This window comes from Caldimonas taiwanensis NBRC 104434, from assembly GCF_001592165.1.
Taxonomy (GTDB): Bacteria; Pseudomonadota; Gammaproteobacteria; order Burkholderiales; family Burkholderiaceae_C; genus Caldimonas; species Caldimonas manganoxidans.
Map to the genome: position 1 here is coordinate 39,674 of NZ_BCWK01000003.1, position 13,352 is coordinate 53,025.

Here is a 13,352-nt window from a genome sequence, read left to right on the forward strand (position 1 = left end):
TGATTCAGGGAGCGCCCAAGGCAGTGGCCTGGCGTGGACAGGCCGCCTCGTCGTCATGCCGCGCCGCGCACACTCGGGCGCGGCACAACTGCCCTTCCAGCCAGCCCAAGGTGAGACAACGCCGGACCAGCTCCGCAGTGGGAATTCCCGCCTGGACGAGCACGACATCGCTGTGGGCCCCCCCAGGCGTGGAACCCGATCCCAACGACACCTGGCGGGGGGCGACCGATTCGGGCACAGCGCGTGACATCAACACTTCAATGACGTCCACATCGGGATCGACGGTGCGGGTGGCCATGCGGCGCACGGGCTCTCGAGACACGGGAGCGACCCGCGATCCTTTGCGGCGACGCTCAGAAGAGGTGGATGGCGCCGAAGACGCTTGCCCCACCTTCACGCGCTCAGAGGCCTGCGGCTCGACCTCGGGCTGGGGCACGGTGGAGACTTCCTCGGCCAGCTCGATACGTGCCGCCGACGGATTCGTGACGGCCGCCTCAGTGGTGCGAACGAACGGGTCGGGCAAGACCGCAGCGGCCGCTGGCTGCTGGGGCGCGCGCTGCTGGGACCAAGGCGCTGCCTCGAGTGCAGGTACGCGGCGATCTTGCATGGGCCATATCCACCATGTCAACGCGCCGACCAGCACGATCGACACGATCGGCAGCACGCGCCAAATCCGCATCCGACGTGATGTGTCCAGCGCGTGGCCTTGGCTGACCACCGCCAGGATGCCCTCTGCCTGCTCGGCAGCTTCGAGCGAGGCGTCGACGGCCGCGTCGCGGCTCGCCAAGAGACTGGGCACAGGCTCGTGCCCCGATGGTGGCAAACGACGGTTATGCATGGATCCTCCCTTGGGCGATCCGTGGCATGACCGTCCCGGACCGCGCGCGCACGATTCTAGAAAGACCGGTGTGATTTGTGGGGGCTCGCAAAGCCTCGTTACATCGTGAAAACGCCATGGGCTGGATTCTCCTGTTCGTCATCACTGGCAGCCTGCTGCTGAGCTGGTGGGCCTTGCCGGAACTGCGCAGCAATCCGCTCCCATGGGTGCGCCGCCTCGGCCGCGACTGGCGACGAACCCAACGTGGACACCGCCGCATGCGCCCGAAGAAGCCTTGGAAGGCGCCGACGCAGCTTGTGCTTTCGTACCGACACCGACTGCGCATCCTGGGCATGTTGTCGCTCCTGATCGTGCCGCCCTTGCTGGCATGGTGGATGCACGACGGCCGCCGTGTGGCGGACCTCGGCGTGCCCCACACCGCGAGCAGGAACCCCCAGATCGCCTGGCTGCTACAAGGCGAAAAGCTGGTTCCGCCGCCGGCGTTGCCACCGGAGGTATTCGCCACGGCCGAGGTCGAGGCCATCCGCCCTCGACTCACACACGCCAGCCGAGATTGGTCGCTTCTCGACGAGGACTTCCGTCAACGGCTGCTGCTCGTCTATCGACTGATGCGAGAGCGATATGGCTATGAGATGGTGCTCATCGAGGGATACCGAAGCCCGCAAAGACAAGCCGAGTTGCAAGCCATGGGGCCTCAGGTCACGCAAGCCGGACCGGGAGAAAGCTATCACCAGCACGGATTGGCCGCCGACAGCGCGTTTCTTCGTGATGGGACGCTCGTGATCTCCGAACAAGATCCCTGGGCCCTCGAAGGGTACCGACTGTATGGCGAACTCGCCGAATCGGTGGGCCTGACCTGGGGGGGACGATGGCAGATGCGCGACTACGGGCACGTGGAGCTGCGTTCCATCCAATTGTCTCGACGACACCAACGGTAACAGGTTGCAGACGTTTGTATCGCTAGACTTCGTTCCACAAAGAAATCTTCAAGTGCAGGGAGTGCACATGTCACGTCCGTTCATTGTTCTGGGCGACAAGACCAGTCACGGCGGCACCGTCGTCGAAGCATCCGGATCGACCGACACCCACGGACGGCGTATCGCACGCGTCGGGGACAAAGTGACCTGCCCCCGCAAGGGCCACGGCCGCGTGACCACGATCGTCACTGGTGACCCCACGATGCTGATCGACGGCAAGCCGGCGGCTCGCCATGGCGACAAATGCGCTTGTGGGGCCACCTTGATTGCCAGCCAATCTTTCAGCACCACCGCCTGACCGGCGCCACAGGAGTCTGCCCAATGCGCAAAATCCTCTGGCCTGGTCTGGCCCTTCTGTTGCTCGTGCCAGCCGTGCTGTGGTCCATCGCACAGTGGCCGTCGATGTCACCTTGGCTTGGCGACCGATGGTGGTCTGTCGTCGTGCTCGTTCTGCTGGGTGGCATGGCGCTGTGGGCCTTCCGCCCCAGCCGTCGGGATGCGCCACCCAATCACCCACCGCAAGCAACCGACGCTTCCCACGGCACCGCCGTCGCTCACACTCATGCTCAAGCACCGCAGACGCTGCTGGTGCGTGGCGCGTCCGTCGCTACCCGATGTGGAAACGTCCCGGAAGCGGTGCTGCAGGCCATCGGCCCCCAGCCATCGATGCCAGAACCCGATCCGCAATGGCCGGACGATCAGGGACTGCTGCGCCTGAGCGCCCGTTGTGCCACCCTGGATGTGTCCCGGGTGACCCGCGCCTTGGGCGAGGCGGCCGCCTCTGCAGCCGTCGAACGCCCGGCCCTGTGGCGAGCCTTGGCCTTGCAAGCCGACGCGCTCGATGGTCTGCAAGCGGCTTTGCAGCAGCTTCCCTCCCACACCAGGCTGAATGTCCAATGGACCGTGCCAGATCACTGGACCGCAGACGAACGCAGCCTGGCCCAAAGCTGGTTGAAAGACGAGCTGATGGCGCGCCTGTGGCCTGATGCCGGCCCGGTGGAGATTCGCCTGCTGCCTGCAGTGGGCCTGGCTGGCATGCTCCACCGTCTCCACGCCGAGAGCCTCGGGAACGATGAATCGTCGGGCGGCGGAACTTCTGCAACCTTGGTCTTGGCCTGCGATTCGCTCATCGATCCGCAGCATGCCCCCACGGCAGCCGTTCCTGGCGAAGCCGCTGCCGCCTTGCTGGTCCAAGCGCCGCGCGCTGGCGACACCTCCGCGCACGATGAGGTCCTGGCCCAGCTGTCCTGGCCGGCCTCACCGACATCCGATGTCCCGCCAGAGCGTGCCGTGCACGACATCGCGGCGCATGCCCTAAAGGCTGGGCCGCCCACCTCGGCGGTCGGCCGGGTGGTCAGCAATGTCGCGCTGGCCGGGCCTGACGCTCAACAAGTCCTCGACACCATCGTCGAACTGTTGCCCGAGCTGGACGTGGGAGAACGTCTGTGCCGCATCGGTGTGGCCTGCGGCGATCTCGGATGTGCGGGACCGCTGGTGGCTTTGGCCCTGGGCAGCCACGCCTCACGTCACGATCGGGCCCCCGTGCTGCTCCTGCTGGCAGGCCCGCAGCCCTGGGCGGCCGTATTGAGTCCGACGCAAGTCGCCTCCTCGGCCGCCGAGGCCTCGTCCAGCTGATTTCCGTTCGCCTCGCCATGCAAAGCGTCTTGAACTTCCTGTTGCATCCCCTCACCCAGCGCGTCACGGGCTGGCTGGCGTTGATCGGATTCGTGAGCGTCGGAGCCTGGGCCTTCGAACTGCCGATGCACTGGGCCTTGGCCTTGCTGGCCCTCTTTGCGCTGGCCATGCTCGTGCGCTGGGCCGTGCAGCGCTACAAGGCCCGCAAGGCGGCCAAAGCTCTGGAACAAGCCCTCGACGCCCAGCATGCCGAAGCCTCGCGGCTCGAAACGAACCGGCAACGTCGAGAAGAAGTGGCCTTGCTGCGCGAGCGCATGCGACAGGCCATCCGCACCCTCCAACGCTCCCGACTCGGACAGACCTCGGGGCGGGCCGCGCTGTACGAACTGCCCTGGTACATGGTGATCGGTAACCCAGCCGCAGGCAAGAGCTCGGCCATCGTGAAGTCGGGGCTGCGTTTTCCTTTCTCGGACGATGCCGGCAGCATCATCCAGGGCATCGGCGGAACCCGGAACTGCGATTGGTTCTTCACCTCTGAAGGCATCCTGATCGACACTGCCGGTCGCTACAGCGTCCAAGATGAGGATCGGGCCGAATGGCTGGGTTTCCTCGGTCTGCTGAAAAAGTACCGAGCCAAAGCCCCGATCAACGGCATCGTGATTGCTGTCAGTGTGGCCGAACTGGCAGCCCAGCGGCCTGAAGCCAACATCCGCCTGGCCAAGCAGCTGCGCCAGCGCATGCAAGAGCTCACCGACAAGCTGGAGGTCATCGCCCCGGTCTACGTCATTTTCACGAAGGCCGACCTGATCAGCGGGTTCGTCGAATTCTTCGAAGACCGAGACCGCAGCGAACGTGAACGGGTCTGGGGTGCCACGCTTCCGTATGATGAACAAGGACGCGCCGATGCCCTGGGGCTGTTCGAACGGCATTTCGACGAGCTGTACGAAGGGCTCAAAGCCGCCTCGGTGGCGCGGATGTCGATGCAGCGCGGCGAGCGGCTGCCGCCTGGCGTATTGAGCTTCCCCTTGGAGTTCGCGGGTCTGAAGCCCGCACTGTCCACCTTCATCGCAACGCTGTTCGAGGACAACCCTTACCAGTATCGACCCCGCTTTCGAGGCTTCTACTTCACCAGCGCGGTGCAAGAAGGGGAATCGACCAGTCGGTCCAGTGAGCGCGTCGCACGTCGCTTCGGCCTGAGCTTGCAGCCCGGCACCACGGCCAACGTCTATTCCCACACGGGTTTCTTCTTGAAAGACCTGTTCACCCGGGTCATCTTTGCCGACCGTCATCTGGTGCGTCAACACGTCACCCGTGTCCGGCGCCGCTGGCGCCAAGCCACGGTGATCGTGGGCCTTGCAACACTGGGGCTGTGCCTAGGCCTGTGGACCTGGTCGTATGCCAACAATCGCCAATGGGTGGCCAATGTTCGCGCTGACTTGGAGCAGGTCACCCGGCTGCAGGCCTCTTCGCCGGATCTTTCTTCGCGCCTGGAGGCGCTCATGATCCTGCAGGATCGGCTGCGTCAGGTCGAGGCGATCCGTCACGAGCGTCCGTGGTCCCTGTCGTTTGGCTTGCATCAGGGCCAGCAGCTGGAGGATGTCCTGCGGCGCGAATACTTTCACGGCGTGCGCGAGGTCATGCTCAAACCCGTGGCCCAAAGCATCGAGGCCTATCTGGCAGCCGTCAAGGACAACGAGGGCAAATTACAAGATGGCGCCGAACCGGTGGCGACGACGCAGTCCCCGAGCGCCACAACCGGTTCGCCGTACAGCGCAGCATCGACCACCAACGTCACCGATGCCTACAACGCCCTCAAGACCTACTTGATGCTGGCCGATCGGCGCCGCGCAGAGCCCGCTCACCTGAGCGACCAAATCACCCGATTCTGGCGCGGCTGGCTCGAAGTCAATCGCGGCGCGATGCCACGCGAGCGCATGCTGATGTTGGCCGAATCGCTGATTGCCTACACCACGGCCCAAGTCCAGGATCCCACATTTCCCCAGGTGGCCAACAACCTGGCCTTGGTCGATGAAACTCGTCGCGTGCTGCGCACCGTGGTGCGTGGCATGCCCGCCCGCGAACGGGTCTATGCCGAAATCAAGGCGCGCGCCGCCACCCGCTTTGCGCCCATGACCGTGGCCCGCGCCGTTGGCGAATCGGGGCAAGATCTGCTGGCCGGCAGCCAGGCCGTCTCGGGCGCCTTTACACGACAAGCCTGGGTCGAGTACGTGCAGGGCGCCATCCGTGACGCCGCACACAAAACCCTCCAGGCCGACGACTGGGTCCTCAAAACCACGGTGCAGGACGACCTCACACTGGATGGCAGCCCCGAGCAGATCCAGAAGGCGCTGACCGATGCCTACAAGTCCGAATACATCGCCCAATGGCACCGCTTCCTCCACGGCGTGACCGTGCAGCCGTTTGGCAGCTTCGAGCAAGCCGTCGAACGGATGAACCGCCTGGGCGACCCCGCCAATTCGCCCCTCGGGCGATTGATGACGGTCGTGCACGAAGAAACCTCCTGGGATCGCCCCGCGAGTGCCACGGCGCTGATGAGCGCCAACCGTGGTTTGGGCGCTTGGTTCCGAGAAGTGGTGCTGCGACAAACCCCGCCTCCAATGAATGCGCAAGTGCGCACCGACGATCCGGCCAGCGCTCAGCAAGCGATCGCGGGGCAAGTCAGCCAGGAATTTGCCGGCGTGAGCCGTTTGTTGAGCGCACGAGACAATGGCGGCACGCTCATGGGAGCCTACCTGGAGGGCCTGTCGCGTCTGCGCACACGATTCAATCGGATCCACACCCAGGGTGAATCCGGCCCAGGCAGCGTTCAGCTGATGCAGCAGACGCTGGAAGGACAGTCGGAGATCGCCGAGCTGCTCAAACTCGTGGACGAGCAGATGCTCAACGGCTTGAACGACAGCGCGCGCGCAAGCCTGCGCCCACTGCTCGTGCGGCCACTGATGCAGGCATTCGAAGCACTGATCCCGGACGCAGAGGAAGAAATCAACCGCATTTGGCTCGCTCAGGTCTACGGCCCGTATGAATCCACTCTGGCCGACCGCTACCCCTTCAAGCCCGACGCCCGTGTCGAGGCATCCGCCGCCGACATGGCCAAGATCTTCGGCCCTGAGGGAGCGATCGCCCGGTTTGCGGACAAGACCCTGGGGCCGCTGGTGATCCGGCGGGGCGACAGCCTGGCTCCGCGCACCTGGGCCGATCTGTCCATCCGGCTGTTGCCGGAATTCACGGGTCGCTTCGCCGCCTGGGTGGCGCCCCTTGGCGGTCATGCCGCAAGCTCGGCCGACACCGAGCAAACACTGTTTCAAATCCTTCCCCAACCGGCGCCGGGCTTGACCGAGTACAGCCTGGAGATTGACGGCCAAGTGATGCGCTATCGCAATGCCGCGGCCGCATGGTCTCACTTTGTGTGGCCCGGCCCTCAGCCCACGCTGGGCGTGCGCTTGCAAGGCGTGAGTTTCGATGGCCGAAGCATCGAGTTCTTGCATGAGCCTGGCCGGTTCGGATTGGAACGCATGATCCACAACGCCCAACGCCGCCGCATCGATGCCCAAACTCACGAGCTGCGATGGTCTGCGGGCGGACACACCGTGGCCGTGCACCTGCGCATCATCGCCATGCCCGGAGCGTCGGGCGGGGCGTCTGCAGGGAGCGGCAGTTTGGGGGCGGCGCCCCTGCCCCGAGCGGTCGCCGGTGCGGCGTCTGCTCGTTCTGTCTCGGCCCTTGCAGCGGGAGGCGCTCGATGAGCCTGCCCACCGCGACCGCCAAGCTCGTGTGCTTCGGCAAACTGCCTTCCTGCGGCGATTTCGTGCGCAACGGGACCGCCAGTGCGTCGCTGGTGCAGACATTGGACCGTTGGATGTCGCGCACCCTGGAATTGCTGGCACAGGATCCCTGCTGGAAGCAGACCTACGATCAGGCACCGGCCACCCATTTCGCATTTTTGGGGCCCCGCAGCCCCGTCGGATTGGCCGGATACCTGGTGCCCAGCCAGGATGCCTCCGGCCGCCGTTATCCGTTCATCGTGGCGGCCTCATTCGGTGTCGCCGAGCCCGTCGGATTCTTGGGCTTGAGCCCACTGGCCTTGTCGCGCCTGTGGACCCAAATGGAACACACCGCCCAGCTTGCGCAAGCCTGCCAGGAATCCACGCAAACCCAGGAGGTGTTGACGCACGCCGAACGGCGATTGCAGTGCCCTGCCACGCAGGACGCAACACATTTCCGGGAATTTTTGGAAACCCAGACCCTGGGCAGTTTGGAATCCCTCCTCGAAGAAGCCGGTCAAGCGCTGCCGCTGCGCCAAACGCTGTTGGCGCTGGGACTGCTGCTGCGTCCCCTGATTGGCCATCCCAACCCCAAACTCGAGCGGGGCCTGCAGTTGCCGCTTCCCAGTGATCCGCTGTATCGACCTTTCGTGGCCTCGTTCTGGCTTGATCTGGTGGCCGGCTTCCTGCGGCGTAGCGGTTTGGAGCTGGGCATCTTCACCGCTCGGCACCACGGACGCGCGGTGCTGGTCATCGGGTTCAACGGCGCCTGTCCGCGCAGCCTGCGCTCTGTGCTGGACCCACAAGCCGGACTCAAGGACAACATCGAATTTTCCAGTCCTTCCTGGGTTGAACCCTCGGTCGAGACGGACTACGGACTGAAGAAGCTGTCGAGCTATCTGCGCAACCCCACGCTCTCGCTGGCGCAGGCCAGCCAGACTTTTCGTGAGACTTTTCTGGGCCTCTGAGGAACACAACGATGATGTTCACACATCCCTGTCTCGCGCTGCAGACACGCCCGTGCGTGCCACGGCGGCACCTGTGGCCCATGCGTGCCTTGGCCGCCTCCTTGCTTCTGAGCGCCGGCTTGGCCGCAGCCGGCAATCGAAGCGAACCAGGGCCCGACCAAGTCCTCGTGACCGGCACGGTCCCGGACGAAGCCACCCGTGCGCTCGTCTTACAACGATTGCATGAGCTGTATGGCGCTCAACGGGTCGTCGATCAGATCGCCATCGGCAGCGTGGTTGCCCCGCCACAGTGGTCCCAACATGTGCGCAACATCCTCGGCCCTGAAATCCGCCAGGTCAGCCGCGGCCAGCTCTCGGTGCGCGGCACGCAAATCGACCTGCAGGGCGAGGTGCCCAATGAAGCCCAACGTCAACAGGTGCTCAGCGCCATGGCCACGCGGCTGAATCCCACCTATACCGTGCGCAGCGCCCTGCGCGTCGGCACGGGGGAGCAGAGTCTGATCGACCAGGCGCTGGCCAACCGCATCGTCGAGTTCGAACCCGGCAGCTCGGTGCTCACCCCGGCAGGCCGCTCCGTGCTGGACCAAATGCTGCCCATCTTGATGCGCCTGTCGGCCAAGCGCATCGAGATCATCGGTCATACCGACGCCCTGGGCGCACCAGATGCCAATTTGGCCCTTTCACTGGCACGGGCCGACGCCGTGCGCAACTACCTTCAGGCCCGAGGCATCGATGCCCAACGCCTGGCGATTTCCGGCGTGGGCTCCGCACGGCCTGTGGCCAGTAACGACACGCCTGAAGGGCGGGCCCGTAACCGCCGCATCGAGTTCCGGATCAGCCAGTAGCCCTGCAACGGTCAGGCCGACAGGCTCGCCGCAGCGGCCAAGCGCTCGGCGCAGGCTTGCGCCACAGCGGCATCCCGGGCCTCGACCATCACGCGCAGCAAAGGTTCGGTGCCTGACGCACGGATCAAGATGCGCCCGGTGTCACCCAGCTCCCGCGCCACATCGGCCTGCTCACGAGCCAAACGCTCATTGCGGCGCCAGTCCTGCCCAGGCAACAGCCGTACATTGATCAGAGATTGCGGACACAGGGTCACATCGGCCAGTAGCTCGGCCAAACTCAGTCCGCAACGCATCGTCGCCTGCAGCACCTGCAAGGCGCTGACCATGCCGTCACCCGTGGTGTGACGGTCCAGTACCAGCAGATGCCCCGAGCCCTCGCCACCGAGCAACCATCGGCGCGCCAGCAACTCTTCGAGCACATAGCGATCACCGACCTTGGCTCGCACCAGCGCGACACCGCGCCGCGCCAAGGCCTGCTCCACCCCCAGGTTGGTCATCAGGGTGCCCACCACACCGGGCACGGCCTGCCCCTGACGCAAGCGGTCGTCCACCATCACGTACAGCAGCTCGTCGCCGTTGTACAGGCGCCCTTGGCCATCGACCATGAGCAACCGGTCCGCGTCCCCATCCAGGGCCACACCGTAGTGCGCACCATGCTGGCGCACCGCCTCGATCAAGGCTTGCGGTGCCGTGGCGCCAAATCCGGCGTTGATGTTGTAGCCATCCGGACTGCAGCCAATGGCCACCACTTCGGCGCCCAACTCGTGCAGCACATTGGGGGCGACTTGATAAGCCGCGCCGTGAGCCGCATCGACCACGATCCGCAAGCCTTTGAGTGAAAGCGTCGCGCTGAAGGTGGCCTTGCAAAACTCGATGTAGCGACCCTGGGCATCGTCGAGCCGCCGCGCTTTGCCCAGCGATGCCGAGTCCACCCACTGGGGGGGTTCCTCGAGCAAGGCCTCGACCTCCGACTCCCATTCGTCAGGCAGCTTTTCACCCTGAGCCGAAAAGAACTTGATGCCGTTGTCGGCAAACGGATTGTGCGAAGCGCTGATGACCACCCCCAGATCCAACCGCAGGGCCCGGGTCAGGTAGGCCACACCCGGAGTTGGCAGCGGGCCGCTGAGCAGCACATCCACACCAGCGGACGAAAAACCCGCCTCCAGAGCCGATTCCAGCATGTAGCCCGAAATGCGTGTGTCTTTACCAATCAACACCGTGGGACGGCCCTTGCCCTGGTGTGCACGCCGCAGCACGCGGCCGACGGCATGCCCCAGACGCAAGACGAAGTCCGCAGTGATGGGAAAACTGCCGACCGTGCCGCGGATACCGTCAGTCCCAAAGTATTTTCGTTGGCTCATGGCTGTGTGGTTCGTTTCGATCCAGAGGTGGGAGAGGCTGCGCTGCGGGTTGCAGAGACTTTCAACCTTGCCTGGGCTGCTGGCACCATGAAGGCAGGCCCCCATGCGCCCAGACTTTCAGGGCATCCAAGGTCGCGGCCACATCATGCACACGCACGATGCGCGCACCATGCGCCACGGCCGCCAGGGCCGCCGCCACACTGGCTGCAAGGCGATCGGCCACGTCCCGCCCGGTGACCACCCCCAGCGACGACTTGCGCGACCACCCTGCCAATAGCGGATAGCCCAGCGCAAGCAACTCCTGTTGTCGGCGCAGTAACTCGAAATTGTGTTGCACCGATTTGCCGAATCCGTATCCCGGATCGAGGACGATGCGCTGCGCCGCAACCCCGTGGTCGCGCAACACCTGTGCTCGTGCATCCAGAAAGCAGCGCACTTCGGTGGTCACATCCTCGTAGTGCGGGGCCATTTGCATGGACTTGGGCTCCCCTTGCATGTGCATCAGGCACACGCCGCAACGCGGGTGCTGCGCAACAACCTCAAGAGCCCCTGGGCTGCGCAGCGCGTAGATGTCGTTCACGATGTCCGCGCCAGCCTCCAGGGCCATGCGCATCACCTCGGGCTTGTAGGTATCGACCGAGATGGGAACGCCCAGGCGCACGGCTTCGCGCAGCACTGGTTGCACGCGGTCGAGCTCTTCCTGCAGGGGCAGGGGCTGAGCCCCCGGACGGCTCGATTCCCCGCCCAAATCGAGGATGTCCGCCCCCTCGCGCAACAGCCGCTCGCAATGGGCCAGCGCCGATCGCGTGTCGGCATGCCGGCCGCCATCGGAAAAGGAATCGGGCGTGATGTTGACGATTCCCATCACCCGAGGACGACTCAGATCAATGTCGTAGCGCGAGGTTTGCCAAAACATGGGTTCGGAAATCGACAACGGGGCCGAAGCCCCGTTGGGTGTGAATGCGCAGCGCTGGAAATGCCTAGCGTGTCAAGCCGCTGCGGGCGCTTGGTCGGTATTGACCGGCGGAGTAGGACCACCACTGCCCTTGCCCCCACCGCTGGGCGCCCAGTCTTTCGGCGGACGGGGCGGTTTGCCCGCCATGATGTCGTCGATCTGCTCGGCATCGATGGTCTCCCACTCCAGCAAGGCTTGGGCCATCGCATGCATTTTGTCTTTGTTTTGTTCGATCAAGCGGCGAGCCACGGCGTATTGCTCGTCGATGATCTTGCGGATTTCCTTGTCGACTTTCTGCATGGTCTCTTCCGAGACGTTCACCTGCTTGGTGATCGAACGTCCCAAGAACACCTCGCCTTCATTTTCGGCATACACCATCGGGCCCAGCTCATCGGTCATGCCGTAGCGGGTGACCATGTCCCGCGCGATCTGCGTGGCACGTTCGAAGTCGTTGCTGGCGCCGGTGGTCATTTGGTTCATGAACACCTCTTCAGCAATGCGTCCGCCAAACAGCACCGCGATGGTGTTGAGCATGCGCTCTTTGTCCATGCTGTAGCGGTCGCCTTCGGGCAGTTGCATGGTCACACCCAGCGCGCGCCCGCGTGGGATGATCGTGACCTTGTGGACCGGATCGGTCTTGGGCAGCAACTTGGCCACCAAGGCGTGTCCTGCCTCGTGGTAGGCGGTATTGCGACGCTCCTCCTCGGGCATGACCATGGACTTGCGTTCAGGCCCCATCAGGATCTTGTCCTTGGCCTTTTCGAAATCCTGCATTTCCACCACGCGCGCATTGCGACGCGCAGCAAACAGCGCCGCCTCGTTCACGAGGTTAGCCAAGTCGGCCCCCGAGAAGCCGGGCGTGCCGCGAGCCAGGATGTCTGGCTTGACATCCGTACCGATAGGCACTTTGCGCATGTGCACATTGAGAATCTGTTCGCGGCCGCGCACGTCCGGCAAGGTCACGTAAACCTGACGGTCGAAGCGACCCGGACGCAACAGGGCCGGATCGAGAATGTCGGGCCGGTTGGTCGCAGCGATCACGATCACGCCCAGATTGGTCTCGAAACCATCCATTTCGACCAGCATCTGGTTGAGCGTTTGCTCGCGCTCGTCATTGCCGCCGCCCAGGCCGGCTCCGCGATGACGGCCCACGGCGTCGATCTCGTCGATGAAGATGATGCAAGGCGCGTTCTTCTTCGCCTGCTCGAACATGTCACGCACGCGGGCCGCACCCACGCCCACGAACATCTCGACGAAGTCCGAGCCGGAAATCGAGAAGAACGGCACCTTGGCCTCGCCCGCGATGGACTTGGCCAACAAGGTCTTGCCAGTGCCCGGGGGCCCCACCATCAGCACGCCGCGCGGGATGCGCCCACCCAGCTTTTGGAATTTCTGGGGGTCTTTCAGGAAGTCGACCAATTCCTTGACTTCCTCCTTGGCCTCGTCACAGCCGGCCACGTCGGCAAAGGTCACGGTATTGTTCGACTCATCGAGCATGCGTGCGCGCGATTTGCCGAAACTGAACGCCCCACCTTTGCCGCCGCCTTGCATCTGGCGCATGAAATAGATCCACACACCGATCAACAACAGCATCGGCCCCCAGGAGATGAGGATGCTCATCAGCAGCGAGGGCTCCTCGCGCGGCTTGACGTCGAAGCGGACGTTGTGATTGATCAGATCGCCCACCAGGCCACGATCGAGATAGGTGGCCGTGGTGCGGATACGGCGATCATCGTTGGTGATGGCGATGATCTCGGTGGCGCCGCCCGAACCTTCTTGCAGCGTGACACTCTTGATGCGATTGTTGCGCACCTCTTCCAGGAAATCGGAATAGGCGATCTGCCCGGTAGTGGCCGCGGTACGATCAAACTGCTTGAAGACGGTGAACAGCACCAGCGCGATCACCAGCCATACAGCCACTTTCGAGAACCATTGATTGTTCACCGCGGCTCCTTCTCCGACACGAACTGCAAAAATTGCCCGTTGACAAA

At 64.2% G+C, this 13,352-nt stretch carries 10 protein-coding genes; 6 read left to right on the forward strand and 4 right to left on the reverse strand.

Going from position 1 to position 13,352, the window contains the following annotated elements; genetic code table 11:
- Window positions 1-4 precede the first annotated feature (4 nt).
- A complete protein-coding gene (locus CTA01S_RS03525; protein WP_062192254.1) occupies window positions 5-799 on the reverse strand; it encodes a hypothetical protein in 795 nt (264 codons plus the stop codon).
- Window positions 800-954: 155 nt separating this feature from the next.
- Between CTA01S_RS03525 and CTA01S_RS16375 the strand changes: the two genes are divergently transcribed.
- The 6 genes from CTA01S_RS16375 to CTA01S_RS03555 all read left to right on the forward strand — a co-directional run bounded on the left by CTA01S_RS16375 (window position 955) and on the right by CTA01S_RS03555 (window position 9,045).
- Window positions 955-1,776, forward strand: a complete 822-nt coding sequence (locus CTA01S_RS16375; protein ID WP_019559311.1) for a M15 family metallopeptidase — start codon at window positions 955-957, stop codon at window positions 1,774-1,776.
- A gap of 67 nt (window positions 1,777-1,843) precedes the next feature.
- Entirely contained in the window at window positions 1,844-2,113 is a 270-nt protein-coding gene (locus CTA01S_RS03535) for a PAAR domain-containing protein (protein ID WP_062192259.1), read from the forward strand.
- Between the two features lie 368 nt (window positions 2,114-2,481).
- A complete protein-coding gene (locus CTA01S_RS03540; protein WP_157451288.1) occupies window positions 2,482-3,450 on the forward strand; it encodes a hypothetical protein in 969 nt (322 codons plus the stop codon).
- 17 nt (window positions 3,451-3,467) lie between these two features.
- Window positions 3,468-7,214, forward strand: coding sequence for a type VI secretion system membrane subunit TssM (gene tssM / locus CTA01S_RS03545; RefSeq protein WP_062192265.1), 3,747 nt, complete (start codon window positions 3,468-3,470; stop codon window positions 7,212-7,214).
- Window positions 7,211-8,200 (forward strand): type VI secretion system-associated protein TagF, encoded by a 990-nt coding sequence (gene tagF, locus CTA01S_RS03550; protein WP_019559305.1) that lies wholly within the window; start codon window positions 7,211-7,213, stop codon window positions 8,198-8,200. The genes tssM and tagF overlap by 4 nt, the downstream gene beginning before the upstream one ends.
- 80 nt (window positions 8,201-8,280) lie before the next feature.
- Window positions 8,281-9,045 (forward strand): OmpA family protein, encoded by a 765-nt coding sequence (locus CTA01S_RS03555; protein WP_232300978.1) that lies wholly within the window; start codon window positions 8,281-8,283, stop codon window positions 9,043-9,045.
- Window positions 9,046-9,056: 11 nt separating this feature from the next.
- Here the strand turns inward: CTA01S_RS03555 and glmM are convergent, their stop codons facing one another.
- The 3 genes from glmM to ftsH form a co-directional block, all read right to left on the reverse strand.
- Window positions 9,057-10,406 carry a phosphoglucosamine mutase gene (glmM, locus tag CTA01S_RS03560; protein WP_062192274.1) on the reverse strand — a complete coding sequence of 450 codons (1,350 nt, stop codon included), beginning with the start codon at window positions 10,404-10,406 and terminating at the stop codon, window positions 9,057-9,059.
- A 61-nt stretch (window positions 10,407-10,467) separates the two neighbouring features.
- Window positions 10,468-11,322, reverse strand: coding sequence for a dihydropteroate synthase (gene folP / locus CTA01S_RS03565; RefSeq protein WP_062192277.1), 855 nt, complete (start codon window positions 11,320-11,322; stop codon window positions 10,468-10,470).
- Window positions 11,323-11,394: 72 nt separating this feature from the next.
- A complete protein-coding gene (ftsH, locus tag CTA01S_RS03570; protein ID WP_019559301.1) occupies window positions 11,395-13,305 on the reverse strand; it encodes an ATP-dependent zinc metalloprotease FtsH in 1,911 nt (636 codons plus the stop codon).
- Between the last annotated feature and the right edge of the window lie 47 nt (window positions 13,306-13,352).